Origin of the sequence: Streptosporangium sp. NPDC048047 (assembly GCF_040653115.1) — a bacterium.
Taxonomy (GTDB): Bacteria; Actinomycetota; Actinomycetes; order Streptosporangiales; family Streptosporangiaceae; genus Streptosporangium.
This window is the reverse complement of sequence record NZ_JBEZNH010000036.1, coordinates 41,459-68,017: the sequence shown is the minus strand read 5'-3', so window position 1 is coordinate 68,017 and position 26,559 is coordinate 41,459. Positions and strand designations below refer to the sequence as shown.

Genomic DNA, 26,559 nt, shown 5'->3' with positions numbered 1-26,559 from the left:
GTGGTCCCGCTCGTCGCACGACCCCGTCCACCACCCTCGCGCGACACCACCTGGGAGGGCTGCCCGTTGACCGACGCAGAGGCCGTGACCGGCGGCCCCGCGACCCGCCACGACCCCGACCGGCCGCTCCCGCTGCATCCCCTGGTCTACCTGGAGGACGGGGAGGAGGTGACGGTCGGCCGTCCGGACACCGACTCCTACGCGATCTTCCCGGTGGACGGAGCCGAACTGCTGCGCAGACTCCAGGAGGGACTCCCCCCGCGCGCGGCGGCCGCCTGGTACGCCGAGCACTACCACGAGGACCCCGACATCGACGACCTGGTCGCGGCGCTCGGCGAACTCGGCTTCATCCGCGAGCCCGGCGAGCCCGGTGAGACCGGCGCGTCCGGCGATCCCGGCGAGCAGACCGGCGCGGCGGGCGGGCCGTACGCTCCCGACCGGCCGGTCCGCTGGCGGCGGCTCGGCACGGCCCTCTTCTCCGTCCCCGCCTGGATCTGCTACGCGGCCGTCGTCGCGTGGGCGGTGGTCGCGATGGCGCGCCGGCCCGACCTGGTGCCGAGCTACCGCAACGTCTTCTTCACCGACTACTACACCGTCATCCAGGCGGCGCTGTTCGTCGTGGCCATCCCGCAGCTGCTGCTGCACGAGAGCTTCCACGCGCTCGCCGGACGGCGGCTGGGTCTGCGCTCCAGCCTGCGGATCTCCCGCAGGTTCTACTTCGTCGTGCTGGAGACGTCGCTGGACGGGCTGGTCGCGGTGCCCCGGCGGAAACGGTACCTGCCGATCGTGGCCGGGATGCTGGCGGACGTGGTCGTGATGGCGGCCCTGACGATCACGGCCGACCTCACCAGGCAGCCGGGGGGCGCGCTCTCCTTCGCCGGGCGGTTCTGCCTGGCGTTCGCCTTCGCCGTGCTGCTCCGGATCCTCTGGCAGTTCTCCCTCTACCTCCGCACCGACCTCTACGTCCTCGTCTCCACCGCGCTCGGCTGCGTCGACCTGCACACCACGGCCCGGCAGATGCTGGCCAACCGGATGAACCGGCTGCTCGGCCGGCGCGACCGGCTCGTCGAGGAGTCCGACTGGCACCCCGTCGACCGGCGCGTCGCCCGGTGGTACTCCTGGCTGATCGTCGCCGGCTACACGGTGAGCCTGACCACGTTCCTCGTCGCGGTCGCCCCGATCGTCTACGAGATGTTCACCGGGATCCTCGGCCGGTTCACCGGCCACGGCGCGTCCTGGCCGGAGCTGCTGGACTCGCTCGTCTTCTGCGGATTCATCCTCGCGCAGCTCGTCGTTCTCGCCTGGGTGGCGGCCCGGGAGCGATACCGCGACCGGAGACAGCGGCTCGAACACGTCATCACCTGAAAGGGACGCACCATGGGTAACCACCACTGGGTCCGGGCCGCCCGGCGCCGCGACCGCGACCTGCTGCGGGAAGGACTCGGCCTGCCGCCGGTGCTGATGGTGCTCGACGCCCACCGGCGGCTGCGCGGGCCGTACACGGCGGCCGGCACGCTGATGCGGGCGATCGCGCCGCAGGCGCTGGAGCGCCGGCCCGAGCTGGGGCCCGCCCACAACATCGAGATCCTGACCAGCACCCCGGAGCTGGCCCACCTGGTGCCGCCCGCCTGGACCTCGCTGGAGTGGCAGGCCGGCAAGGGGGAACGCACCCGCTTCTACTCCCGGCTGCACACCCTGAACATCGCCAACGGCCTGGCCGAGCTGCTGCGCGACCATCTGGAGGCGCTGGGCGGAGGGCCCCGCACCCTCGTCTTCGAGAACGTGCACCACGCCGACCCGACCGACCAGGAACTCGTCGCCGTGCTGCTGCGCCGCGGGGACCTGGACGGGCTGACCGTCGTCGTCGGCACCGGGCCCGAGCCGGTCCCCGACCCGCCGGGCGAGGTCACGATCTCCCTGGCGCGTGTCCTCGCTCGCCACGCCGTACCGGTGGACGCCCCCGCCTCCGCCTCTCCGGACACCGGGGTCGTGGACGCGCGAGCCTACGTCGAGGGCGACTGCACCGGCGACGATCCCCGGCTGCTCGCCGCCTACGAGGCGCTGCCCGCCGCCGAACGCGCGCGGCTGCACGACGAGCGGGCGGCGGCGCTGGCCGGCCGGGGCGAGTTCTCCCTGTCGCTGGGCGCGATCCCGTACCACGCCGAGCACGGCACCGACCCGTCCGGCACCGGCCTCGCCGCCCTGCGCCTGGCGATGGACCACTGCCGGGGCATCGGCCTCTACCAGGCCGCGGCCGACCTGGGCCTGCGCGGCAGGGCGCTGGTGGACCGGTCGACGCAGGAGGAGCTGTGGTGGCACTTCACCAACGCCACCAGCACCACACTCGCCTCCCTCGGCCGGGCCGACGAGGCGATGACCATCTACGACGAGGCGCGGGCGGTCAGCGCCGACCCCATCGTCCACATGGAGCTGGCCTACAGCACCGCCATGCTGTACGCCCGGCACTACCCCGAGCCGCGGCGCGACTACCAGCGGGCGCGGATGTGGATGAACATGTCCATCGCGATCGCCTCCCTGGTGGAGGACCCGAAGAAGCGGGCCTTCCACTCGGTGTTCGGCCACAACGGGCTCGCGCTGGTCGAGGTGCGCCAGAAGCGGGCGGACGAGGCGCTGCGGATGCTGGAGGACGGCATGGCCCGGCTGGACCGGGAGCTGGAACCCGGCGAGCACGCCCTGCACCGCGCGGTGCTGCGCTACAACCGCGCGCAGGTCCTCGGCATGATGGGCAGGCTGGAGGAGTCGCTGAGCGACTACCTCGAGGTCGTCGAACTCGACCCCGACTTCCCCGAGCACCACTTCAACGTCGGCAACATCCTGCGGCGGCTCGGCCGCGACGAGGAGGCGATCGCCGCCTACGAGCGCGCGCTGCGCCTGTCGCCGCCGTTCCCCGAGGCGTACTACAACCTCGGCGACGCCCGCCTCGAACTCGGCGACGTGAGCGGGGCGCTGGCCGACTTCGGCTACACCATCGAACTCGACCCCGCCCACCTCGACGCCCGGGTGAACCGCGCCGGGCTGCTGTGCGACCTGGGCGAGACCGACGCCGCCTGGCGGGACGTCACCGAGGGGCTGGAGCTCGCGCCGGACAACGCCCACCTGCTGTGCCTGAAGGGGCGGCTGCTCGCCGAGCGGGACGACCCCGCCGCGGCCCGCGAGGCGTTGTCGGCCGCGATCGGACGCGACGATCGGCTCGCCGAGGCGTGGGCGCTGCGCGGCGAGCTCGCCTACGCGGCCGGGGATCTCACCGGGGCCGCCCACGACCTGGACCGGGCGGTCGAGCTGGGCGGCACGCCCGAGATGCGGTTCAACCGGGCCGTCGTCCACCAGGAGTCGGGCCGCTACGCCGAGGCCGCCGCCGACTACGAGCTCGTGCTGGCCGCGACCGGCGACGAGGACAGCCGGGAACGGCTGGACGCCTGCCGGGCGGCGCTGGGCGAACCCGCCACGGCCGACGTGCCGGCCTGAGCCGGCGCGCCCGGCTCAGGCCGACCTGCCGGTCTGAGCCGGGCACGCCGGTTCAGGGACGACCCGCGGCCGGTGCGCCGACCCGGCAACGATCCGGTGCGCCGGCCCGGGAACGACCTACGACCGGCGTGGGCCGCAAGAACGATCCGCGGAAGGGACGCGCCATGCCAGACCTGTTCGAGCCCGCGCGGCTGGGACGGCTCCGCCTGCCCAACCGGCTGGTGATGTCACCGATGACCCGCAGCCGCGCCGACCACCGCGGGGTGCCCGCGGCGGAGACGGCCGTGTACTACGCGCAGCGGGCCACCGCGGGGTTGATCATCTCCGAGGGAGCCCAGCCCAGCCCGGCCGGGCAGGGGCACCCGGGAACCCCGGGCCTGCACACCGCCGAGCAGGCCGGGGCGTGGCGGGAGGTGACCGGCGCGGTGCACGCGGCCGGCGGCCGGATCTTCGCCCAGCTCATGCACGCGGGCCGCATCGGCCACGAGAGCGTCAACGGGCTGCGGCCCGTGGCCCCGTCGCCCGTGCGGGCCGCCGGGCGGATCTTCACCCTCGACGGACACCGGGACCTGCCCGTCCCCCGGGAGCTGAGCACCGCCGAGACGCGGGCGACGATCGGCGACTTCGCCCGCGCCGCCCGGCTGGCCGTCGACGCCGGGTTCGACGGGGTCGAGCTGCACGGCGGCAACGGCTACCTGATCCACCAGTTCCTCGCCCCGGGCACCAACCGCCGCGGTGACCTCTACGGACGCGACCGCCTCCGCTTCGCCGTCGAGCTCGCCGCGGCCGTGGCGGAAGCGGTCGGCGGGGACCGGGTGGGGCTGCGCGTCACCCCGGGCGACCCGCACAACGACATCGCCGAGGACGACCTCGAACTGGTCTACCCGGCGCTGGCCGCCGCCCTCGCCCCGCTCGGCCTGGCGTACTTCCACCTCGCGGGCGTCGCGCCCGGCACACCGCTCGCCGCCCGGATCCGGGCGGCCTGGCCCGGCGCCCTGGTGGTGGCGCCACGGTCGGGGGGCGAGTTCCCCGGCGACGGCGGCCGGGCCGCCGCCGAGGAGTGGCTCGCCGCCGGGGCCGACCTCATCGCCTTCGGCCGGGCCTTCCTGGCAAATCCCGACCTGGTGGAACGGCTGCGCACCGGCGCGCCGCTGAACCGCCCCGACCCCGCGACCTACTACGGTGGCGACCGGCACGGCTACACCGACTACTCCTTCGCCTCCTCCCGCCGCTGACCTCACCACGGCGCCCACCCGCGGCCGGCCGGTCGCGGCGTCACGGGCTGAGGCGGTGCAGGTCGCGGGGGAAGAGGGTGGTCTGGCGGACGTTGGCGGCGCCCGTCAGGCGGGAGGTCCACCGTTCCAGGCCGATGGCGAAGCCGCCGTGCGGTGGCATGCCGTGTGCGAACGCCGCGAGGTACCCCTCGTACGCCGCCGGGTCCTCGCCCCGGGCTGCGAGCGCGGCCAGGTAGTCGGCGTGCCGGTGCAGCCGCTGGCCGCCCGTCACCAGCTCCAGCCCCCGGAACAGCAGGTCGAAGCTGCGTGAGCGCTCCGGCGCGGTCGGGTCGGGGTGGGTGTAGAAGGGTCGCTTGACCATCGGGTAGCCCGTGACGAACAGGAACTCCGAGCCGTGCTCGCGCAGCGCCCACTCGCCGAGCCACCGTTCGTGCGCCGGGGCCAGGTCGGGCTCGCCGCGCGGGTCCTCCCCGGTGTGCCGGGCGAGGAGCTCCTGCGCCTCGGCGAAGTCGATCGCGGGGATCTCCTCCGGGACCTTCGGCGCCTCGATCCCCAGGAGGGCGACGGCGGCCCCGGCGCGTTCGGCGACGGCCGCGTGCATGCCGCCGAGCGCGCGGGTGAGCACCGCCATGACGTCGCGGTGGTCGCGGACGAAGCCCAGTTCGGCGTCCAGGCTCGTGTACTGCGCCAGGTGCCGGGCGGTGTCGTGCGGCTCGGCCCGGAAGACCGGCCCGACCTCGTAGACCCGCTCGAACACCCCGACAAGGGCCTGCTTGAAGAACTGCGGCGACTGGGCCAGGAAGGCGGGCCGGCCGAAGTAGTCGATGCCGAAGACGTTTGCGCCCGACTCCGTCGCCGAGGCCACGATCTTCGGGGTGGACGTCTCGACGAACCCGAGCCCGTCCAGGACGGCCCGGAACCCGGCGACCCCGGCGGCGGCGATCTCGAACGGCGCCCGCAGCCGGGGATGCCGCAGCGCCGCCGGCGCGTGGTCGAGGACCGTGGGCAGCGTGCCGGAGACGACGGGCCGGTACAGGTCGAACGGCGGCGGCTCGACCGGCTCGGAGAGCACGTCGATCACCGGGTCGGCCAGCTCGGCCCCGCCGGGGGCCTGCGGGTTGGCGGAGACGGTCCCGGTGACCTCGACGACGGTCTCCTCGGCCAGGTGGACCGGCTCGCGCAGCACGACCTGCGCGAGACCGGAACGGTCCCTGACCACCAGGAACGACACGGACTTCAGCTCGCGGCGGCGGTGCAGCCAGCCGGCGATCCGTACGGTGCGGCCGACGTGCGCGGGCAGGTCGGCGGCGAGGATACGAGAGATCATCACACTCCTCGTGGAATATGAGCGGATCCCTTGGGAGTGCGGGGGAGAAGGGTGCTCCCGGTGCCACCGCACTTTCGCCGCCGCCTGGGCGGCGGCCTCATCGCGGCCCGATCACGGGGGCCGGCCGGCGGGGCATGGGGCGGGCTCGCCGTTCCTCCCCGCACTCGGGAGGGTCTTCGCCCCGGGGCGCGGGACCGCCTTCGCAGCTGCCGGCGGCTCTCTGACCCGCGTGATCCCGGGACTACTCGTCTCCGTCATCGCGTTGTGCCCAGTCTAACGCGATCATCGCCGGGGGGCGGCGCCCGTTCTCGGCTACCGGGCCACGACGATCCCGTGGAGCTCGCCCGGGCGGGCCGGGTGGACGGCCTCCACCAGGAGACTCAGCCGGTCACCGGATCCGGTGAGCCAGGCCGAGGGCAGGGTGAACAGGTCCGGGCTGCCGCCCTTCATCGCGGGCCTGGTCTCGCCGGGGAGCCACAGGCGGCCCACGACGTGGCCGTTGAGGAGGGCGGTCACCTTCACGTCGGAGCCCGTGAGCCTGCACGTCCGGCTCCGGCCGGCCAGGTGGCCGACCTCGACGTGGAGCCAGTGCATCTCCCCCGGGGCGATCCGCGCGGGAAGGGAGGCCGGGGCCGGGGCGCCGCTCCGGGCGGCCCGCCACAGATCGGCCTCCTCGGCGAAGGCCACCGTCCAGCCGGTCGCGCGCACCCCCTCCAGGAGCGTCACCTCCCCGGCGGCCTCCCCGTGCAGGCGGTGCAGGGTCAGCTCGATCCGGGCTTCCTCGCCCGGCCTGACGGCCGGGGTGACGTCGACGAACGGGTCGTGCGGGTTGACCGGGCCGAAGGCGACGCCGTTCACGGTCGCCTCCACCGACGCCTGGAGGCCCTCGAACCGGAGCACCCACGAGTCGGCCGCCGGGTCCGTCGGGTGGGCGAGGGTGTAGCGGGCCTCGTGGGGCGTCCGCGCGGTGATCCAGCCGCCCCATCCCGCGTACGGGACCGGCGCGCGGCCGATGCCGTCACCGATGACGCGCCACGTGGGCAGCGGGTGGATCGCCGTGACCGAGGTGGCCGCGTCGAAGCCGCGCGGGGAGTCCAGGCGGAGGGCCGGCAGGCGGGGGTCGTCGAAGTTGGAGTGGCCCCAGATCTCGGTCCGCACGTCCAGCGTGCCGCCCCGGTGCCCCGGGAGCAGGGCGAAGCCGCCGCCGGGGGTGACCGTGCCGAGGTAGTGGCCGTCCGCGTGGACCGAGAGCACGTCGGCGGCGCGGTGCAGGAGGAGCGCCAGGCCCGGTTCGCTGCGGGCCGTGTAGAAGGCGTAGCCGCGGTAGGCGCCCAGGCGTTCCGGGCGGGTCGGCTCGGCCCCGAGGGATCGCCGTTCCCTCGGGGCGGGATGGGCGCCGCAGGTGACGGACGACAGAAGGACCTCGGCCTCCCCTGGCGGTGCCATGACGCCGGAGGAGGCGGTCTCCCCTCCCAGGGCAGTGACCTCGGAGCGGGGGAGGAAGGTGAGGAGCAGGTCGCCGGCCTTGGCGCGCTCCGTGGTGACCCCGCCGGGCCGCAGGACCGTCCGCTCGCCGTCCTCGCCGGTCATGACGACCGTGGACGGGCCGTCGCAGGAGAAGACCAGCTCACCTGGGTCGGCCTTGACGAGTTCGGCGGTGGCCACCTCCAGGCGGCCGCCGGGCACCGGCAGGTCCAGCAGGACGAAGGGGCAGCTTCCGGCTCTGACGCCGATCTCGATCCCGTCCAGGCGGGCGACGCCGTCGCGGTCGCCGGGGTTGGCCAGGGCCAGCAGGACGCCGCCGCCGTCCAGCGCCAGGGCGCGGAAGCCGCCCTCGGGGAGTGGGAAGTCGGCCGTCACCCGCAGATGGGCGGGTTCGACCGGTTCCGCCGCGGCCAGGGACGGGCCCAGGGCGGAGACGACGGCGGACAGCAGCTTGGCCTCGCCGTACTCCGGGCGGGCCTCACCCGACGGGGACAGGTAGCCGCCGAAGTCGTAGTCGCTGGTCAGCAGCGCCAGTGGGGAGCCCCAGTTGTTGACCGCCGTGGTGAAACCGAAGTCGTTGCCGGAGGCCTGGAGGTAGGGGCCGATCAGGCGGGCCCCCGTGGACAGCAGGCGGCGCAGCGTGACGTGGGGGCGGTTGGTCTCGGTGATGAGCAGCGGCTCGCCGCGGTCGGACAGGTGCCGCCGGTAGGTCTCGACGACGGTCTCGATGCCGGGCGAGGAGTCGTCCGGGTAGAAGTTCGCGGCGGCCTGCACGCCGGCGACCTCGCCCGAGGCGCGGGCCAGGTCGCCCTGTCCGGCGCAGGCGACCAGCGGCACGTCGATCCCGTGCTCCAGTGCCATGTCGCGGAGCGCGGTGACGTATCCGGCGGGGTCGTCGCAGTCGAAGAAGTCGAGCTCGTTCTCCAGCTGGACGAGGGCGACGGCCGGGCACTCGCGCAGCAGCGGCAGGATCCGGTCGTACCAGTGGCGTACGTGCGCCAGGTAGCGCGGCTCGCACTGCCGTACCCGCAGGCCCTCTACCAGGGGCAGCCAGGCCGGCAGGCCGCCGCCGTCCCACTCCGAGCAGATGTACGGCCCGGGCCGGGCCAGGACCAGCAGCCCCTCCTCGTGCGCCATGGCGAGGAACGCGGCCACGTCCCGCTCCCCGGTGAAGTCCCATTCGCCCGGGGCGAGCTCGTGGTGGTTCCACGGGAAGTAGACGTCGACGCAGGGGTAGCCGGACTCGCGGACGGCGCGCAGGCGCTCCCGCCACAGGCCGCGGGGGATGCGGAAGTAGAAGAGGGAGGCGCACAGCAGCAGCCGGGGTTCACCGTCGATGAGGACCCGGCCGTTGGCGAGGCGGACGTTCAGGGGAGTCTCCTATTTCTGGTCCGAGCCGACGGTGACGCTCAGCTCGTGCATGTATTTCTGGCCGAAGAAGTAGACGACGATCATGGGCAGGGTCAGCAGCAGGGAGCCCACCATGACGAGGTTCCATGGCGGCGCCTGGCCGGAGCCGCCGGTGGCGTACATGACCTGCACGCCCAGCGCGAGCGGCATCTTGTCCATGGAGTTGAGGTAGACGAGCGGGCCCATGAACCATCCCCAGTTCCAGGAGAAGGTGAAGATGCCGACCGCGATGAGGGCGGGCTTCATCAGGGGCAGCACGATCCGGGTGAAGATCCGGAAATAGCCGAGCCCGTCGATCGCCGCCGCCTCGTCCAGGTCCCTGGGGACGCGCGCGATGAACTGCCGCAGCAGGAAGATGTTGTACGCGCCGCCGAAGAAGTTGGGCACGATCAGCGGCAGCAGCGTGTCCACCCAGCCGATCTCGGAGAACATGGTGAACTGCGGGATCAGGGTGATCTCCGCGGGCAGCATCAGCGTGGACAGCAGCACCACGAACAGCAGGTTCTTGCCGGGGGCGCGCAGCCTGGCGAAGGCGTAGGCCACCATGGCGCTCACCAGGACCTGGCCGGCGACCGCCAGTGTGCTCAGCACGACCGAGTTCCAGATGAACCGGCCCATGGGCAGGTCGGTGGTGAACGCGTGGACGAAGTTGCCGAACTCCCATTCCCGGGGCAGCAGGGTGAACTCTCCCCTGAGCGTGCTGGCGTCGCCGGCCAGCGAGACCGAGACCATGAAGAGCAGCGGCGCGGTGAAGAGCGCGGAGACGACCGTGAGCACCGCGTAGTGGACCGCCCTCACTTGCGCTTCACCTCGCTCTCGTAGAAGACCCACATGCTGGAGGACCGGATCACCACGAGCGTGAGCAGCATCATGATCAGGAAGAGCACCCAGGCGATCGCCGAGGCGTAGCCCATGTGGTTGAACTTGAAGGCGTGCTGGAACAGCAGCGGCACCACCATCTGGCTGGCGTTGTCCGGTCCGCCCTCGGTCATGATGTAGATCTGCGAGAAGACCTGGAAGGCGCCGATGATGCCCATCACCAGGTTGAAGAAGATCACCGGGGTCAGCATCGGCATCGTGATGTGCCAGAACTGCCGGCCCGGCCCCGCCCCGTCCAGCGCGGCGGCCTCGTACAGGTGCCTGGGAACGCTCTGCATCCCCGCCAGCAGGAGCAGTACGGCGGTGCCGATCTGCCAGAGGGACATGATGATCAGCGCGGGTTTGACCCAGTCCGCGTCCAGCAGCCACTCCGGGCCGTCGACGCCGAACAGGCCGAGGAAGGAGTTGATCAGCCCGGTGTCCGGCGCGAACATCCAGACGAACAGGATCGAGGTGGCCACCAGCGGCACCAGCGTCGGGAGGTAGACGGCGGTGCGGAACAGGCGGATGAGGCGCAGCGGCTTGTTCAGCAGGTACGCCACGCCCAGCGAGGCGGCCATGCCCAGCGGTACCGACAGGAAGGCGTAGAAGGCGGTGTTGCCCAGCACCTTCCAGAAGACCGGGTCGGCGGTGAACAGCCTGACGTAGTTGTCGGGGCCGACGAACTCGGGCTCGGTGAACAGGTCCCAGTCCGTCATGCTGAGCCAGATGGAGACGATCACCGGGCCGAGTGTCAGCACCACGAACCCGACGATCCACGGGGACGCCATCAGGTAGAACCAGAGGGCCTCCCGGCGCTGGGGGGCGAGGACCCGGCGCGCCGCCGCGGGCCGGGTCCGTTCGATGACCGCGGTCATCAGCTCGCGGCCATGAGCGGTTCGAGCTCGCCCTGGATGCGGTCGAGGGTGGCCTGGGCGTCGCCCTTGTTCTGGAAGAAGGGGCCCAGGGCGTCGTCGAAGATCTTCTGCATCTCGTTCCAGTTCTTGCCGCCGGGCGGGGTGAACAGCATGGCCGCGGACTCCTTGAAGGCGCCCATGTTCACCGGGGCGGACTTCAGGAACGCGTCGCTGTCGAGCAGCGCGAGGTTGGCCGGGGCGTCCTCGCTGTTGGCGACGATGGGCTGCTGGCCCTCCTCGCCGGTGAGGAACTCGATCACCTTGAATGCGGCGTCCTTGTGCTCGCTCCCGGCGTTGACGGCCAGCCCGCTGCCGAAGCCGGCGGTGGCCCGCTGCTTCCCCTGGAACATGGGGGCGATGTCCCACTTCAGGCCGGGTGTGTCCTTCAGGGTGCCGATGCCCCAGTAGCCGGTGAAGATCATGGCCGCCCTGCCCTGGGCGAACAGTGGTTCGGGGGCCATGTCCTTGCCCAGGTTGGCGTAGTCGGTGGGCGACGGCGCGACCTTGTCGACGTGGACGAGGTCGTTGTAGAACTTCAGGGCCTCGACGTTGGCCGGGGAGTTCGCCGTCGGCCTGCCGTCGGGGCCGACGACGCCGCCGCCGTTCTGCACCATGAAGGTCATCCACCAGGGCCACCAGGCGCCCGCGGCCATGCCGTACCGGGTGACCTTGTCGCCGTCGCGTTCGGTCAGCCTGATCGCGGCGTCGCGGAACTCCTTCCAGGTCCAGGAGCCCGTCGGGTACGCGACACCCGCGTCGTCGAAGAGCTTCTTGTTGTAGTAGAGCACCATGGCGCCGGCGCGGTCGGGCAGTGCCCAGGTCCTGCCGTCGCGCTGGTAGGCGGCGGCCACCTTCGCGCCGAACCGCCGGTTCAGGTCCAGCTTGGACGCGGCGATGTACTCGTCGAGCGGGGCGAGCTGGTTCCGGCTGGAGAAGACGTGCACGTTCTCGGCGAGCTGCATGATGTCGGGGCCCTTGCCGCCCGCGAGCGCCGTCTGGATCTTCTGGTCGTAGTCGCCCGAGCCGGGGGTCTGCTCCAGCTTCACGGAGACGTCCGGGAACTTCCGGGCGACCAGCGCCAGCCGCTCCCTGTACGCCTTGGCGTCCACGTCGCCTCCCCACACGCTCATGGTGAGCTCGACCTTCCGGCCGGGAGCGGCGGCCGGTCCGCCGTCTCCCGTGGAGGAGGAGCAGGCGGTGGCCAGGATGGAGAGGGCGATGACGGCCAGCGCCGCCTTTGGGGGGTTCTTCATGAGGACCTTCCGGAAATGGTCGCGCCGGCGCTTGAGACGGCTTCGTCGAGGAAGCCTTCGAGGGCGAATGTGGCGGCACCGAGACTGACGGGGTTGCCGGGGATGTCGGACAGGAGAAGCCGGGCGGCGGTCGCCGGGCGGTCCAGGGCGTGCGCCGCCATGGCCTCGGCCACCTCGGGGAGCAGCCGGGGGCCGAGGCGCCTGGCCACCCAGCTGCTGAGGACGACCGCCTCGGGGTTGAGCACGTTGACGAGGTTGGCGAGTGCGGCGCCGAGCAGTCGTGCCGTACGGCTCATGGCCGCGACGGCCCGTGGGTCGTCCGCCGAGGCGAGGCCCGTGATGAACGCCGTCTGGTCGCCGCCGCGCAGCAGCGCGTGCGAGGGATCGGATTCGGCGAGGGTGGCCATGATGCCCGGCGCCCCGACGTACGCCTCGACGCAGCCGCTGCTGCCGCACCGGCAGGTGCGGCCGTCGAACATCAGCACGCTGTGACCCCACTCGCCCGCGGAGTTGGTGGTGCCGCGGTAGAGCGAGCCGTGGATGGCGACGCCGGCGCCGACGCCCGTGCCGATCGTGACGCAGACGAGGTTGTCGGCCTCGCGCCCGGCCCCGAACCACAGCTCGGCCACGGTGCTGGCCATGAGCGGGTTGTCGAGGTAGAGCGGCAGGCCGATGCGGTCCTGCAGGATGGCCAGGAGCGGCACGTCATGCCAGTTCCAGCCGGGTGCGAAGACCGATACGCCGTGCCGGGGCGCCACCTGCCCCGGCACGCTGACCCCGACTCCCCGCACGTCGGCGCGTTCGGCGCCGCATTCCGACAGCAGCGCCTCGATGGCGGCGGCGATGTGCCCGGCCAGATCCTCCGGCTGGTTGATCTCCGGGGTGATGGGGTGCTCGGTCGCGTGCAGGCGACGCAGCGCCAGGTCGAAGAGCTCGACGTGGACGTAGGTCTCCGCCACGTCCACGCCGACCAGCAGGCCGCGCTGCGCGTTGGGGGTCAGGATGGCGCGCGGCCGGCCCCCACCGGACTCCCGGAAGCGGTCCTCCACGACCACTCCGGCCGTGAGCAGGTCGTTCACGACGTTGGCGATGGTGGCGAAGCTGAGCTCGCAGGCACCGGCGATCTCCTGCCGGCTGATGGAGCCGGCGGCGTAGATGCGGCGGAGCACGTCGAGCCGGTTGGCCTTCCGGATGTCGCTCGTGGTTCGGCGCAGCATCGTGTGACTTACCTCTCAAACGGGGGCGGGTGGAGAGAGAGTATGACTTCGTCTAAGAGTTGTAAATACTCCGGAAGCAAATCGGCGGATCCGGAAACCAGGTATTGACGGCCCTCGACGTTCGGGTCAACATAACCGCCAAGCGACAGATGGTGTGAGGCCGACGAAAGGCGCCCGTCACACCGCCCGCATCTCGTGAGCCCTCACCGGCTCCCCACCCCCCGTTCACGCGTGACTCGTCCGCGTACCCCCACCCCCTGGAGACACGCATGCCTTCAGCCATGCCGAAATCCGTCCCCAAGATCCTTTTAGCCCTGACGACCGCGCTGTCGTTCACCCCCCTCGCAGCCGCACCCGCGCAGGCGGCCACGGCCGTCACCGCCCCCGTCAACCCCGGCCTCGTCACCGTGGACGAGTTCCAGGGCTTCGGCACCTCGCTGGCCTGGTGGGCCGACGTCGTCGGCGGGTGGAAGGAGCCTCAGCGGTCACAGCTCATGAACTACCTGTTCACCGACTCCTTCTCCCTCGACGGCAAGACCGTCCAGGGCATCAACCTCAGCAGCGCGCGCTACAACCTGGGCGCCAGCGAACCCGGCGTGGACTACCCGGTCGTCGACCCGCACCTGCCGCCGCGCAACGGCGCCTGGATCGACAGCCTGATCCGCGCGGACGGCACCTACGACTGGAACGTCGACGCCAACCAGCGCTGGGTGCTGGCCGAGGCCGCCAAGCGCGGCGTCGGCAGCTTCGAGCTGTTCTCCAACTCGCCGCCCTGGTGGATGACCTACAGCGGGCACCCCGCGGGACGGTACTCCCACAACTCCCCGGAAGGCTGCTCGCACAGCAACCTGCGGCCCGAGTACCAGGACGACTTCGCCGCCTACCTCGCGACCGTCGCCCAGCGGTTCGCCACCGTCGGGGTGAACGGCGCGGCCAGCCCCAAGGTCCGTTTCAAGACCGTCGAGCCGTTCAACGAGCCGTCCAACGGCTGGTGGTGCTGGGGCAACAACCAGGAGGGGACGTTCCTGCCCGCGTCCGAGCAGAGCTCCGTCATCCTGGCGCTCCGATCCGCCCTCGACTCCCGCGGGATGGACACGGGCGTCTCCGCGACCGACAGCAACAACTACTGGCTCGTCGCCTCGGAGTACGACGCGCTCTCCCCGGCCGCCCGCGCCGCGCTCGCCCAGATCAACGCGCACGGCTACGCCGGCTCCGACCCCGAGCCGGTCCGGGACCGCGTCCAGGCCGGCGGCATGCGCTTCTGGCAGTCGGAGTGGGGGCCCGCCGGCTGGGGCGGATACGACATCACCTCGGAGATGGACGCCGCCCTCGAACTCGCCACCCGCGTCACCAACGACCTGAGCTACGTCGGGGCGAACGCCTGGCAGTACTGGCAGGCCATCGAGGACAGCTCCCGCGGCGACGACCCGGGCTTCTGGGGCCTGATCCAGGCGCCGCTGGACGGCTCCGCCCAGACCTACGACATCCAGAAGCAGTTCCACGTGCTCGGCCAGTACAGCAAGTTCATCCGCCCCGGCGATCTGGTCATCGACTCCGGCAACGGCAAGACCGTCGCGGCGTACGACCCGGCCGGGCACAAGCTGGTGCTGGTCACCTACAACGACACCGCCGAGGCGTTGCCGATCGCCTTCGACCTCAGCAGGTTCACCACCGCGGGGGCCACGGCGCAGGTGTGGCGCACCTCCGGCAGCGAGAACCTGGCGCAGTTGCCCTCCGTCGCGGTCGGCGGCACGCTCAACGCCACCGTGCCCGCGAACGCCGTCACCACGTACGTGATCAGCAACGTCACCGCGAACTCCGCCGGGACGACCGCGGAGGCCGTGAACGACTCCGCGGGCGGGTTCGCCTACGCCGGCAACTGGTCGGACAACGGCTACAGCGGCGGCGCGGTCGGCGCGTACGGCCTGTGGGACCAGGACGAGCACTCGTCGCAGTCGGCCGGGGCCACCGCCGCCTACCCGTTCCACGGGACCCGGATCAGCCTGTTCGGCACGCTCGCCCCGACCAGCGGGAAGATGGCCGTGTCGATCGACGGCGGCCCCGAGACGACGCTGAACCTGTACCGCACGGTCCGGGTGGACGGCGCGAACCTGTGGACCAGTCCCGCCCTGACAGCCGGCCGGCACACCCTGCGGGTCCGGGTCCTCGGCGAGGCCGGAGCGGCCGGCGGCGGGACCTGGGGCAACGTCGACCGCGTCGTCGTCGAGAACTCGGCCTGGACGTCCTGCGCGGCCGAAGGCGGGCAGTGTTCCTTCACCGGCACCGCCGAGGTGCGCTACGGCGCGAACGGCGTGTACAGGCGCGGTGTGTTCGCCGGCGGTGTCGCCTGCGGCAACGCGGTCTTCGGCGACCCGATCCCCGGCGCCAAGAGATGCCACTACCGCCCCGTGACCACGGCGGCCCTGATCCCCAAGCACAGCAGGAAGTGCGCCGGCGTCGGCGACAGCAGCCAGACGGCGGGGGCGGCCGTCATCCAGTGGTCCTGCACGGGGGCGGCCGACCAGAAGTGGACCCTGGAGAAGACCGGGGACGCCTACCGGCTGCGGCCCGCCCACGCGCCCGCCCTGTGTCTGGACGTCGCCGGAGCCTCGACGGCGAGCGGCGCCCAGGCGATCCAGTGGACGTGCGGCACCGGGCCGAACCAGCAGTGGAAGTTCGTCCCCGCCATGGACGGGTTCTACAGACTGACCCCGCTCCACGCCCCCGGCATGTGCCTGGACGTGGCCTCGGCGGCGGGCAACGACGGGGCGGCCATCGCGCAGTACTCCTGCAACGGCTATCCCAACCAGTTGTGGTCGCTGGGCACTCCCTGACCACCCCGGCGGTGTGCCCCGCGGGGCACACCGCCCACCCCGCGAGACACGCGAGAGGAACACCCCCCATGACACCGTCCCTGTCCCGGCGGCAGCTGCTGGCCGCCGCCACGATCGCCGCCGGAGCGCCTCTCCTGGCGGCGCGGCCGGCCTCCGCCGGCGCGTCCCCTCCGGTGGCGCGGCCGGCCGCCTACACCGTGCCGTCCCGGCTGGCCTGGTGGTACGCCGCGCGGTTCGGCATGTTCATCCACTTCGGCTCCTACTCCTACCTGGGCCGCGGCGAATGGGTCTTCAACAACGAGAACTGGTCCAAGGCCGACTACCAGTCGCAGGCCTCGGCCCGCTTCCAGCCCACCGCGTTCAGCGCCGCGACCATCGTGGGCCTGGCCAGGAGCGCCGGGATGAAGTACCTGGTCATCACCGCCAAGCACCACGAGGGCTTCGCGATGTGGGACTCCTCCGTGGGCGGCTTCACCGACACGACGGGCACGAAGCGCTACACACTGCCCGCCTACGCCGGCTACCGGCCCGACCTGCTCGCCGCGCTCAAGGCCGAATGCGACCGGCAGGGCATCAGGTTCGGCCTGTACTACTCCATCCTGGACTGGAACCACCCGTCGCAGACCATCCGCCGCGGCGACACCGTCTTCTCCACGATGTCCTCTCCCGCCGCCCGCGCCGCCTACATCGGCGACATGAAGGCGCACCTACGGGAGCTGCTCACCCGCTATGACCCGGCGATCCTGTGGTTCGACGGCGACTGGTGCGCCAACCCCGCCACGCCCACCCCCGACGACTGGTGGACCGAGGCCGACGGCCGCGAGCTCTACGACTGGCTGCTCACCCTCAAGCCCGGCCTCATCGTCAACGAACGCGTCAAGCGCGGCCTGGGGCTCGGCGACTTCGAATGCCCCGAGGAGATGGTCCCCGCCGCGCCCCTGACCCGCCCCTGGGAGACGAACGTGACGGCCAACGGCGCCTGGGGCTACAACGCCGGCAGGGAGGGCTCCTACCGGTCCACCGGGACCCTCGTCCGGGAACTCGTCACGGTCGTCAGCCGCGACGGCAACTACCTGCTCAACATCGGCCCGGCCGGCGACGGCACGGTGACCCCCGGGTCGACCGCGATGCTGCAGGGCATCGGCGGCTGGATGAGCGTGTACGGCGAGGGCGTCCACGGCACCACCGCCAGCCCCTATCCCTTCGAGTGCTGGTGGGGCCGGTTCACCAAGAAGCCCGGGAAGCTCTACGTGCACGTGTTCGACTGGCCGGCCGACGGCCGGCTGCGCGTGCCCGCCCTGCAGAACTCCGTCAGCCGGATCTACCCGCTCAACGCCCCGGCGACCTCCCTGCCCTACAGCGTCGGCGGCGGATACATCGACGTCACCGTGCCCGCGCAGGCGCCGAACGCCCTCGTCTCGACACTCGTCGTCGAGGTCGCCGGCACGCCGGCGGCCGCGACGAGCGGCGGCGTCCTCTCCGGCGCCGTCTACAAGCTGATCAGCCGGCGCAGCGGCAAGGCCCTCGACAACGGCAACACCACCGGCGACGGCGCCTACGCCCTGCAGTGGACGGACCACGGCGGTCCGCAACAGCGATGGACGGTCACGGCCACCGGCTCCGGACGGTACAAGCTCGTCAACCACCTGAGCGGCAAGGCCCTCGACAACGGCAACACCGTCGATGAGGGCGCGCCGGTCGTGCAGTGGACCGACAACGGCGGCGTCCAGCAACGCTGGACGATCAGCGACGCCGGCGGCGGAGCCTTCAAGCTGGTCTGCCCCCTGAGCGGCAAGGCCCTCGACAACGGCAACACGACCGACGAGGGCGCCACCGCGATCCAGTGGACCGACAACGGAAGCCCGCAACAGGCGTGGCAGCTCGTCCGTGTCGGCTGACCGCGGCCACCGCCGCGCGGCACCGCGTCCACCCGCCTGACCCTCCGGCGGGCCCGCGTCCCCTCACCGGAGACGAGGACGGCGGAGGACGCGCACCTGCCGCGGGGCGAGGATCGGGCCGGAGGCCAGGGAGGGGCCGCCGAGCGGCTCGCCGGAGATCGAGGAGAGGTCGGCCTGCCGGTCCGTGCGGTTGATCAGGAACCAGTAGTCGTCGGTTCCGTCGGTACGGACGGCCAGCTCTACCGTGCCGCGGGCTTCGGGTGGCAGCTCGGAGGAGACCCCGGCGGCGTCCAGCAACAGGGGAAGGAGCACGCCGAGACCTCCGGGACCGAGGCGGGTGGAGACGTAGGACGCCGACCCCGCTCCGGTCCGGCGCGTCGTGACGGCGGGGCGGCCCGCCTGGTCGCCGTTCTCGTACGTCGCCAGGACCTCGGTCGCCGGGTCGGTGAGGTCGATCCGGTCGGTCCACAGGGTGCCGGAGACGCCGAGGTCGAGGTCGACGGCCTCGCCGTCCGGCAGGGGGGCGAACTCCTGGATGCGGATGCCGAGCAGGTCGCGCAGGGCCCCGGGGTAGGCGCCGGGCCACACGCGGTCGTTCTCGTCGACGATGCCGGAGAAGTAGGTGGTGACGAGGTGGTAGCCGGAGGCGACGAGGTCCTCCAGCCGTCCGGCCAGGGCGGCGGGCACGACGTGCAGGATCGGCGCCACGACCAGCGCGCGGCCGGTGAGGTCGTCGGCGGGGCCGACGACGTCGGCGCGCACGCCCGCGTCGAGGAGGGCCGAGTACCAGTCGAGGGCCTCCTGCCGGTAGCGCAGCCGGGAGGTGGGATGGGAGTCGAGCTCGGCCGCCCACCAGGACTCCCAGTCGAGGACGATCGCGACCGGGGCGGGACGGCGGCGGGTGCCCGCGACCGGGGCGAGGGCGGCCAGCGTGGCGCCCAGGTCGGTGACCGACCTGAACACGTCGCTGTCGGTGCCGGCGTGAGGGACCATCGCGGAGTGGTACTTCTCGGCGCCGCCCGCCGACTGCCGCCACTGGAAGAAGCAGACCGCGTCGGCGCCGTAGGCGACGTGTGTCAGGGAGTCGCGGGCCATGCCGCCGGGCTTCTTGGCCAGGTTGACCGGCTGCCAGTTGACCGCGCTGGTGGAGTGCTCCATCAGGTACCACGGCCGGCCGCCGGCCAGCGAGCCGGTGAGGTTCGCCGAGAAGGACAGCTCGTCCTGGGCCTGGGGGCCGGTCAGCAGGTAGTGGTCGTTGGAGACGAAGTCGACCTCGCCGGCCCAGTCGGCGTAGTTCATGCCGCTGCTCTCGCCCATGACCATGAAGTTGGTGGTCACGGGGATGCCCGGCGTCAGCTCGCGCAGGATGTCCCGTTCCGCGCGCAGATACTCCTTGAGCGCGTCGGAGGAGAACCGCTTGAAGTCGAGCTGCTGGGTGGGATTGGGGTGGGAGGCCGCCAGGCGCGGCGGCAGGATCTGCGACCAGTCGCCGTAGTGCTGGGACCAGAACGAGGTCGTCCAGGCGTGGTTCAGCGCGTCCAGGCTCCCGTACCTCGAGCGCAGCCACTCGCGGAAGGCGGCCGCGGCGTCGTCGGAGAAGTCGTGGACGTTGTGACAGCCGAGCTCGTTGGAGACGTGCCACGCGGCCAGCGCGGGGTGCGTGCCGTACCGCTCCGCCAGGGCGCGGACCAGGCGCAGCGCGTGTTCGCGGAAGACCGGCGAGGTCGGCCGCCAGTGCTGCCGCGCCCCCGGCCACACCGTGTGGCCGTCGCGGTCGACGGGCAGGACCTCCGGGTGCGCGGCCGTCAGCCAGGGAGGCGGCGAGGCCGTCGCCGTGGCCAGGTCGACCGCGATGCCGTTGGCGTGGAGCAGCTCCATCACCTCGTCGAGCCAGCCGAAGTCCCAGACGTCCTCGTCCGGCTGGATCCGTGCCCAGGAGAAGATCGCCAGGGAGACGATGTTCACCCCGGCGGCCCGCATCGCGCGCATGTCCTCGTCCCAGACCTCGCGGGGCCACTGCTCGGGGTTGTAGTCGGCGCCGAACGCCAGCCGCGCTCGTGCGGGGTCCGACGGCCAGCGCAGCCACCGGTGACCGTGGTCAGCTTCCACGAAGACTCCTGTTTCCGAATGTTTCCGAAATCGGTGATGGTGACGTGAACCCTGTCCCGCGCTCCCCGCCCGGACGGCGGGGAGCGCGGGACGGCGGGGAGCGCGGGGCTCTACCGCCGGACGGTGAAGCCCTGCTCCTCGCCGTACCTGAGGGAGGCGTCCTGCCAGGCGTTCAGACCGTCCCGCAGCGTGGCCGAGGAGGTGTACGCCTTGCCGACGGTGTCGTTGAAGACGCTGTTGGCGTACACCTGGAAGGGCAGGTACGACCAGCCCGGGACGACCTGCGAGGCGGACTCGGCGAGCACCCGGTTGACCTTCTGGCCGCCGAAGTAGGGGAACTCCTCGTCCAGGAACGCGGGGTCCCGGAGCTGGGCGGTGGTGGCGGGGAAGGCGCCGCCGTCGACGCGGGTCCGCACGCCGTCGCCCGCGTCGGCGTACTCCAGGAAGGCGTAGGCGAGCGTCTTGTTCGCTCCGGCCTCGGGGATCGCCAGGGAGCTGCCGCCGTTCTCGGCGGTGGCCCGGCCACCGGCCTCCCACTGCGGCATCGGCGCGACCCGCCACTTGCCGTTCCCGGCCTTGACGCCCGATTCGAGGTTGGCGGGCATCCAGGCGCCGATGACCAGGGTGGCGATCGTGCCGTCGCCCAGGCCCTTGTACCAGGCGTCGCTCCAGCTGGTGACCGGAGCCAGCAGTCCGCCGTCGATGAGCTTCTGCCAGGTCGCGGTGAACCTCTGCGTCGCCGGTTCGGTGAAGTCGACGCCGACGTCGGTGCCCTTCACCGTGTACGGCCTGCCGCCCGCCTGCCAGATCATGCTGGTGGTGAAGCCCGCGTCACCGCTGTCGTTGGTGATGTACGCCTCGGGGTCCGCCCCGTGCAGCTTCTCGGCGGCGGCGGCGAACTCCTCCCAGGTGGCCGGGACCTTGAGGTCGTGCCTGTCGAAGACCTCCTTGTTGTAGAACAGCGCCATCGGGCCGGAGTCCATGGGCAGGCCGTAGACGCCGTCGCCGACGTGGACGGAGTTCCACGGACCGGGGGTGAAGGCGCCGTCCAGCCTGTCCGCGCCGAAGGCTCTCAGGTCGGCGACCGACCGGGCGAGGGCGAACTGCGGCAGGGCGTAGTACTCGATCTGGGCGACGTCCGGCACCCCGGACCCGGCCTTGATCGCGTTCTGCAGGGCGGTGTACTGGTCGTTGCCGGTGCCGGCGTTGACCAGGTTGACCTTGACCTTGGGATGCTCGGCCTGGAAGTCCGCGGCGACCTTCTTGAGCGTGGGTTCCCAGGCCCAGACGGTGATCGAGCCGCCGGCGTCGAGGGCCTTCCGGAGGTCGGCTTCGGAGACGGCGGTGGAGGGGGCGGCGGCGCCCTGTGGGCGGTCGCCGATGGAGGAGCCGCAGGCGGCGGCGAGGAGCGACAGGGTCAGGGCCGCGGCAGGCAGGAGGGGGTGACGGCGGATCATCGCCATGGTCGGTGCCTTTCTGGGTTTCCGGGCGGGAGAGATGTCTGTCGGGCCGCGGACGGCGGTCACTCCTTCACGCTTCCGGCGGCCAGCCCCGACTGCCAGTAGCGCTGGAGCAGCAGGAACGCCGCGATCAGCGGGACGATGGTGAGCAGCGAACCGGTGATCACGAGGTTGAACACGGCCTGGCCGCCCGCCGTGAGGGCCTGCTGGTTCCACTCCTTGAGGCCGACGGTGAGCGGGTACCAGCCGGGGTCCTTCAGCATGATCAGTGGCAGGAAGTAGTTGTTCCAGGTCGCGACCACGTTGAACAGCAGGACCGTGACGAGGCCGGGCATCAGCAGCGGCAGGCTGATGCGGAGGAAGGTGCGCAGTTCGCCCGAGCCGTCCACGCGCGCCGACTCCAGGATCTCCTTCGGCACGGCGTCACCGGCGAAGGTCCACATCAGGTAGAGGCCGAACGGCGAGACCAGCGACGGGATGATGATCGCCCATGGGGTGTCGGTCAGACCCATGTCGGCGAACATCAGGAACGTGGGGACGGCCAGCGCGGTGCCCGGCACCGCCACCGCTCCGATCACGGCGGCGAAGACGGCCTTCTTGCCGGGGAAGTCGAACTTCGCCAGCCCGTAGCCGGCGAGCGTCGCGAGCAGGGTCGCGCCGCCCGCCCCGGCCACCACGTACAGCAGGGTGTTGAGCAGCCAGCGGGTGAAGATCCCGTCGTTGTAGGTGAAGGTCGCGGCGACGTTGTCGAACAGGGCGAAGTCACCGCCGAACCACAGGCCGAAGGAGTCCAGCAGCGCCTCCTGGGTCTTGGTCGCGTTGATCGCCAGCCACACCAGGGGGAGCAGCGTGTAGACGAGCATGAGCGCGGTCAGCGCGGTCAGCGTCACGCTGCGCCGGCGGGACGGCCGGCGGCGCCCGGCCCGCCGGACGACCAGGGGGCCGCGGCTCGGGGCGGTCCCGCGGCGGGGCGCCCGGTGGGAGAGGGGTGTGGTCGCCATGACTCAGGCCGCCTTCCGCATGCCGCGTAGCTGGACCAGGTAGGCGACGACCATCGTGATGATCCCCATGACGATGGCGACCGTCGCCGCGTAGTCGAACCGCTGGCCCCCGAAGGACAGCGAGTAGGCGTAGTAGTTCGGTGTGAAGTAGGTGGTGACGGAGTTCGGCGCGAGCGACCTGAGGATGCTCGGCTCGTTGAACAGCTGGAAGCTGCCGATGATCGAGAAGATCGTGGCGACCAGCAGCGCGCCGCGCAGGGCGGGCAGCTTGATCGCCCAGACGATCCGCAGCTGGCCCGCCCCGTCGAGCTCGGCGGCCTCGTACAGGGACGGGTTCACCACCCGCAGCGCCGAGTAGAGGATCAGCATGTTGTAGCCCACGAACTCCCAGGTCACGATGTTGCCGATGGAGGCGAGGATCAGGCCGGGTGACAGGGGGTCGGGCAGCGAGACCCCGAACGCCTCGTTGATGTTCCCGATCAGGCCGAACCGGGACCCGTACATGAAGCCCCACATGAGCGCGGCGACGACCGCGGGGACCGCGTAGGGGAGGAACACCGAGATCCGGAAGAACGCCGAGCCGTACAGCCGGCCGCTGTCGATCGCGAGCGCGACCAGCAGCGCGAGGAACAGCATGATCGGCACCTGGACGGCCAGGAACGCCGCCACCCGCCCGGTCGCCGACCAGAACTGCGGGTCCCGCAGGACCTTCGCGTAGTTGTCGAGGCCGACGAAGGACGTCCCGCCGATCAGCCTGGTGCGGAACAGGCTCAGATGAATCGAGGAGGCGATCGGCGCCAGGAAGACCAGCCCGAACACCGCCATGAACGGTCCGACGAACCGCCAGCCGATCCACGACCGGCGTCCGGCGGCCCGGGTCCTCCGTACGTTCGAGTGGCCTTCCGTGCCCACCGGCTCGCTCCTCTCGGCGGCGTGCCCACCGGTCGTGGTGATGTTTACGTAAACATCACCCGCGTGGGAGGGTGATGCGGATGGCACGAAGAGTGATGCGACGAGTCGCCAGGGTTATGTTTACGTAAACTTCCGTCGCGGTATGATGGCACCCGTCCCAAATGAGGTCAAGGGCTCGCCCACGTCCGACGTCCGGCCGGATCCCGGCCGGCGGCCCCCGCGACGGAGGCGAGCAGGCAGGAGCGGCACGCTGATGGATCCGGACGGCCCGGCCCGGCAGTCTCCGACGCCGGTCGGCGGCGTGCAACGGGGCGGCTCGGGCATTCCGGGCGGCCGACGCAAACAACGGGTCTCCATGGCGGACGTGGCCAGGCTCGCGGGCGTCTCCTCCCAGACGGTCTCCAGGGTCTCCAACGGCCATCCCGGCGTCGTCGGCACGACCCGCGAGCAGGTGCTCGCCGCGATGCGTGAGCTGGGCTACCGCCCCAACAGCGCCGCCCGGGCCCTGCGGTACGGGCGGTTCAACACGATCGGCGTGATCCTGTTCAACCTGACCTCGATCGGCAACGGCCGCACCCTGGAGGCGATCGCCACCCACGCCGCGGCCGAGGGATACGCGATCACCCTGATCCCCATCGACGTCCCCACCCAGGACAACGTGCTGGGAGCCTTCACCCGGATGGGCGAACTGGCCGTCGACGCCGTCATCGTCATCATCGAGGTCCACCTCCTCGACGCCGGGACGGTGACGCTGCCACCGGGCGTCCACGTCGTCGTCGTGGACTCCGACGCCGGCGACCGGTACAGCGTCGTCGACGCGGACCAGGCGGAAGGCGCCCGCCTCGCCGTACGGCACCTGCTCGATCTGGGGCACCGCACGGTCTGGCACGTCACCGGCCCGAAGGCGTCCTTCGCCGGTCAGCGCCGCGAACAGGCGTGGCGCCTGACCCTGGAGGAGGCCGGCCGGCCGGTGCCCCCGCCGCTGAACGGCGACTGGTCCGCCCGGTCGGGCTACGCCGCCGGGCTGGCGCTGGCCGGAGACCCAGACTGCACCGCGGTGTTCGCCGCCAACGACCAGATGGCCCTCGGCCTGCTGCGCGCCTTCCACGAGCGGGGACGGGCGGTCCCCGCCGACATCAGCGTGGTCGGTTTCGACGACATCCCCGACGCCGCCTGCTTCGTCCCCCCGCTGACGACCGTCCACCAGGACTTCGCCGAGGTCGGACGCCGTTGCGTGCAGGGCGTGCTGCGGCAGATCCATGAGGGAGGCGTCGCCCCACCGGGCACCGACCTCGTCCCCACCCGCCTGGTCGTCCGCGACAGCACGGCGCCGCCCGCCCGGTAGAGGGCCGGCGTCTCCACCGCGTCAGAGACGTCCGGGCCGGAGGACGGACGCGACCCGGCACAGGTGGTGGCCGGTCGGGAGCGTCTTCACCTCCGAGCGGGACCCAGGGACGCGGCGAAAACGGCCAGGGGCCCGATCGCTGTCTCCAGCGATCGGGCCCCTGGTGTCGGGAATCCAAACGTCGGGGTGACAGGATTTGAACCTGCGACCTCTTCGTCCCGAACGAAGCGCGCTACCAAGCTGCGCTACACCCCGGCGCACGACGGGCTTGCTCGTGCTTGAGAAAGTCTAGCGGACTTCGCGGGTGCTTGCGTCATTCCGGCGTCGCGGTACCAGGGTCAGCAGACTCGCCTCGGGGAAGCAGGCGAACCGCGCCGGAGCGTAGGGGCTGGTGCCCAGGCCGGCCGAGACGTGGAGGAACGCCGAGTCGTGACGGCTCAGGCCCTTGACCCGGGCGCGGTCGATGCCGCAGTTGGTGACCAGCGCGCCGTAGAACGGGACGCAGAGCTGGCCGCCGTGGGTGTGGCCGGCCAGCAGCAGCTGGTAGCCGTCAGCGGCGAAGCGGGTCATGTTGCGCGGCTCGGGGGAGTGCATCACGCCCAGCCGGAGGTCCGCCTCCTCGGGCGCGGGCCCGGCGATCAGGTCGTAACGGTCGCGGTTGATATGGGAGTCGTGGATGCCGCCCACGGCCACGTCGAGGTCGCCGACCTTGAGGCGGGCGGTGGTGTTGTTCATGTCCAGCCAGCCCTCGGCGGACATGGCCGCGCCCAGCTCCTCCCAGGGAAGCGAGGGGATCTTCTGGACGTGGTCGCCCTTGGAGGTGCGCCACAGGTAGCGGGCCGGGTTCTTGGGGCGCGGCGCGTACATGTCGTTGGAGCCGTAGACGAACAGGCCCGGACGGGTCAGCAGCGGCTCCAGGGCCTCCATCAGCGGGCCGACGGCGTCGGGGTGGGCGATGGAGTCGCCGGTGTTGACCACCAGGTCGGGCTGGAGCTCGCCCAGCGAGCGGACCCAGTTGATCAGCATTCGCCTGCGCGGGGTGAGGTGCAGGTCGGACAGGTGCAGGATCCGCACCGGACGCCGGCCGGGCGGCAGCACGGGCACGTCGAACCGCCGTAGGCGGAACGCGTTGCGCTCGACGACCGAGGCGTAGGCGAGGCCGGTAAGGCCGACGCCGAGCAGGGACAGGGGCACCGCGGCTGCTTTCCTCACACCCTCATCATGCCCGACACCCGGCGTCCTGGGAGAAACCCTGGATACACCGGGACCGGTGAGACGGCAAGATGGACCGCATGAGCACATTGAAGGACAAGCTGAAGGCCGACCTCACGGCCGCGATGAAGGGCCGCGACGAGGTCCGCACCCGGACCATCCGCATGGCCCTGGCGGCCGTGAACGTCGAGGAGGTGGCCGGCAAGACGGCGCGCGAGCTCTCAGACGACGAGATCGTCAAGGTGCTGACCAAGGAGGCCAAGAAGCGCCGGGAGGCGGCGGAGGCGTTCAGCGGCGCGGGCCGCGCCGAGCAGGCGCAGGCCGAGCTGGACGAGCAGGCGGTGCTGGAGGAGTATCTCCCCGCCCAGCTCTCCGACGACGAGATCGCCGGGCTGGTGGACGAGGCCATCGCCGAGACCGGCGCCTCCGGGCCCAGGGAGATGGGCCAGGTCATGAAGGTCCTGAACCCCAAGGTCGCGGGGCGGGCCGAGGGCGGCCGGGTGGCGCAGATCGTGCGGACCCGCCTGAGCGCCTGAGTCCGCTCCGGAGAACACCGGGAGCCCTCCCGCGATGCGGGGAGGGCTCCGGCGGTCCGGCCGC

Annotated in this window: 18 protein-coding genes and 1 tRNA gene; 7 read left to right on the top strand and 12 right to left on the bottom strand. The window is 71.8% G+C overall.

Features of this window, described 5'->3' with window-relative positions; genetic code table 11:
• Nucleotides 1-66 precede the first annotated feature (66 nt).
• The 3 genes from AB0D67_RS26550 (at nt 67) to AB0D67_RS26540 (ending at nt 4,721) form a co-directional block, all read left to right on the top strand.
• Nucleotides 67-1,365: a collagen-like protein gene (locus AB0D67_RS26550; RefSeq protein WP_362941296.1), complete on the top strand. Its 1,299-nt coding sequence runs from the start codon at nt 67-69 to the stop codon at nt 1,363-1,365.
• A 12-nt stretch (nt 1,366-1,377) separates the two neighbouring features.
• Nucleotides 1,378-3,486, top strand: a complete 2,109-nt coding sequence (locus AB0D67_RS26545; protein ID WP_362941293.1) for a tetratricopeptide repeat protein — start codon at nt 1,378-1,380, stop codon at nt 3,484-3,486.
• A gap of 164 nt (nt 3,487-3,650) precedes the next feature.
• On the top strand, nt 3,651-4,721 hold the full coding sequence (locus AB0D67_RS26540; protein ID WP_362941290.1) for an alkene reductase: 1,071 nt from the start codon (nt 3,651-3,653) through the stop codon (nt 4,719-4,721).
• 40 nt (nt 4,722-4,761) lie between these two features.
• Here AB0D67_RS26540 and aspS read toward each other — a convergent pair whose 3' ends face one another.
• The 6 genes from aspS to AB0D67_RS26510 form a co-directional block, all read right to left on the bottom strand.
• On the bottom strand, nt 4,762-6,048 hold the full coding sequence (gene aspS, locus AB0D67_RS26535) for an aspartate--tRNA(Asn) ligase (protein WP_362941287.1): 1,287 nt from the start codon (nt 6,046-6,048) through the stop codon (nt 4,762-4,764).
• A gap of 312 nt (nt 6,049-6,360) precedes the next feature.
• Complete coding sequence (locus AB0D67_RS26530; protein ID WP_362941336.1) at nt 6,361-8,871, bottom strand: beta-galactosidase; 2,511 nt, start codon at nt 8,869-8,871, stop codon at nt 6,361-6,363.
• Between the two features lie 42 nt (nt 8,872-8,913).
• Nucleotides 8,914-9,741 (bottom strand): carbohydrate ABC transporter permease, encoded by an 828-nt coding sequence (locus AB0D67_RS26525; protein ID WP_362941284.1) that lies wholly within the window; start codon nt 9,739-9,741, stop codon nt 8,914-8,916.
• Entirely contained in the window at nt 9,738-10,679 is a 942-nt protein-coding gene (locus tag AB0D67_RS26520) for a sugar ABC transporter permease (protein ID WP_362941281.1), read from the bottom strand. The genes AB0D67_RS26525 and AB0D67_RS26520 overlap by 4 nt, the downstream gene beginning before the upstream one ends.
• The gene (locus AB0D67_RS26515) at nt 10,679-11,971 is read right to left on the bottom strand and encodes a sugar ABC transporter substrate-binding protein (RefSeq protein WP_362941278.1); all 1,293 of its coding nucleotides are present in this window, start codon (nt 11,969-11,971) and stop codon (nt 10,679-10,681) included. The genes AB0D67_RS26520 and AB0D67_RS26515 overlap by 1 nt, the downstream gene beginning before the upstream one ends.
• Nucleotides 11,968-13,188: an ROK family protein gene (locus tag AB0D67_RS26510; RefSeq protein WP_362941275.1), complete on the bottom strand. Its 1,221-nt coding sequence runs from the start codon at nt 13,186-13,188 to the stop codon at nt 11,968-11,970. The genes AB0D67_RS26515 and AB0D67_RS26510 overlap by 4 nt, the downstream gene beginning before the upstream one ends.
• Nucleotides 13,189-13,469: 281 nt before the next feature.
• Between AB0D67_RS26510 and AB0D67_RS26505 the strand changes: the two genes are divergently transcribed.
• Together AB0D67_RS26505 and AB0D67_RS26500 are read left to right on the top strand one after the other, a co-directional pair.
• The gene (locus tag AB0D67_RS26505; protein WP_362941272.1) at nt 13,470-16,022 is read left to right on the top strand and encodes an RICIN domain-containing protein; all 2,553 of its coding nucleotides are present in this window, start codon (nt 13,470-13,472) and stop codon (nt 16,020-16,022) included.
• A 68-nt stretch (nt 16,023-16,090) separates the two neighbouring features.
• Nucleotides 16,091-17,920, top strand: coding sequence for an alpha-L-fucosidase (locus AB0D67_RS26500; RefSeq protein WP_362941269.1), 1,830 nt, complete (start codon nt 16,091-16,093; stop codon nt 17,918-17,920).
• A 63-nt stretch (nt 17,921-17,983) separates the two neighbouring features.
• Here AB0D67_RS26500 and AB0D67_RS26495 read toward each other — a convergent pair whose 3' ends face one another.
• The 4 genes from AB0D67_RS26495 to AB0D67_RS26480 all read right to left on the bottom strand — a co-directional run bounded on the left by AB0D67_RS26495 (nt 17,984) and on the right by AB0D67_RS26480 (nt 23,402).
• Nucleotides 17,984-20,029, bottom strand: coding sequence for a beta-galactosidase (locus tag AB0D67_RS26495; RefSeq protein ID WP_362941266.1), 2,046 nt, complete (start codon nt 20,027-20,029; stop codon nt 17,984-17,986).
• 110 nt (nt 20,030-20,139) lie between these two features.
• Nucleotides 20,140-21,492 (bottom strand): sugar ABC transporter substrate-binding protein, encoded by a 1,353-nt coding sequence (locus AB0D67_RS26490; RefSeq protein ID WP_362941263.1) that lies wholly within the window; start codon nt 21,490-21,492, stop codon nt 20,140-20,142.
• A 59-nt stretch (nt 21,493-21,551) separates the two neighbouring features.
• Entirely contained in the window at nt 21,552-22,490 is a 939-nt protein-coding gene (locus AB0D67_RS26485; RefSeq protein ID WP_362941260.1) for a carbohydrate ABC transporter permease, read from the bottom strand.
• A gap of 3 nt (nt 22,491-22,493) precedes the next feature.
• Nucleotides 22,494-23,402 carry a sugar ABC transporter permease gene (locus AB0D67_RS26480; protein WP_362941256.1) on the bottom strand — a complete coding sequence of 303 codons (909 nt, stop codon included), beginning with the start codon at nt 23,400-23,402 and terminating at the stop codon, nt 22,494-22,496.
• Nucleotides 23,403-23,757: 355 nt separating this feature from the next.
• On the opposite strand from AB0D67_RS26480, the gene AB0D67_RS26475 reads away from it, so the two are divergent.
• Nucleotides 23,758-24,747, top strand: coding sequence for a LacI family DNA-binding transcriptional regulator (locus AB0D67_RS26475; protein ID WP_362941253.1), 990 nt, complete (start codon nt 23,758-23,760; stop codon nt 24,745-24,747).
• 181 nt (nt 24,748-24,928) lie between these two features.
• Here AB0D67_RS26475 and AB0D67_RS26470 read toward each other — a convergent pair.
• A tRNA-Pro gene (locus AB0D67_RS26470) sits at nt 24,929-25,002 on the bottom strand.
• Between the two features lie 33 nt (nt 25,003-25,035).
• A complete protein-coding gene (locus tag AB0D67_RS26465) occupies nt 25,036-25,959 on the bottom strand; it encodes a metallophosphoesterase (RefSeq protein ID WP_362941250.1) in 924 nt (307 codons plus the stop codon).
• Between the two features lie 80 nt (nt 25,960-26,039).
• Here AB0D67_RS26465 and AB0D67_RS26460 point away from each other — a divergent pair, with 80 nt between their 5' ends.
• Complete coding sequence (locus AB0D67_RS26460) at nt 26,040-26,495, top strand: GatB/YqeY domain-containing protein (protein WP_362941247.1); 456 nt, start codon at nt 26,040-26,042, stop codon at nt 26,493-26,495.
• Nucleotides 26,496-26,559: the final 64 nt, after the last annotated feature.

Excerpts from the sequence above, each read along its gene's own strand:
- AB0D67_RS26485 (WP_362941260.1), bottom strand. The coding sequence starts at position 22,490 with ATGGCGACCACACCCCTCTCCCACCGGGCGCCCCGCCGCGGGACCGCC.
- AB0D67_RS26490 (WP_362941263.1), bottom strand. The coding sequence starts at position 21,492 with ATGGCGATGATCCGCCGTCACCCCCTCCTGCCTGCCGCGGCCCTGACC.
- AB0D67_RS26500 (WP_362941269.1), top strand. The coding sequence starts at position 16,091 with ATGACACCGTCCCTGTCCCGGCGGCAGCTGCTGGCCGCCGCCACGATC.
- AB0D67_RS26505 (WP_362941272.1), top strand. The coding sequence starts at position 13,470 with ATGCCGAAATCCGTCCCCAAGATCCTTTTAGCCCTGACGACCGCGCTG.
- AB0D67_RS26545 (WP_362941293.1), top strand. The coding sequence starts at position 1,378 with ATGGGTAACCACCACTGGGTCCGGGCCGCCCGGCGCCGCGACCGCGAC.
- AB0D67_RS26510 (WP_362941275.1), bottom strand. The coding sequence starts at position 13,188 with ATGCTGCGCCGAACCACGAGCGACATCCGGAAGGCCAACCGGCTCGAC.
- AB0D67_RS26540 (WP_362941290.1), top strand. The coding sequence starts at position 3,651 with ATGCCAGACCTGTTCGAGCCCGCGCGGCTGGGACGGCTCCGCCTGCCC.
- AB0D67_RS26475 (WP_362941253.1), top strand. The coding sequence starts at position 23,758 with ATGGCGGACGTGGCCAGGCTCGCGGGCGTCTCCTCCCAGACGGTCTCC.
- AB0D67_RS26460 (WP_362941247.1), top strand. The coding sequence starts at position 26,040 with ATGAGCACATTGAAGGACAAGCTGAAGGCCGACCTCACGGCCGCGATG.
- AB0D67_RS26520 (WP_362941281.1), bottom strand. The coding sequence starts at position 10,679 with ATGACCGCGGTCATCGAACGGACCCGGCCCGCGGCGGCGCGCCGGGTC.
- aspS (WP_362941287.1), bottom strand. The coding sequence starts at position 6,048 with ATGATCTCTCGTATCCTCGCCGCCGACCTGCCCGCGCACGTCGGCCGC.
- AB0D67_RS26515 (WP_362941278.1), bottom strand. The coding sequence starts at position 11,971 with ATGAAGAACCCCCCAAAGGCGGCGCTGGCCGTCATCGCCCTCTCCATC.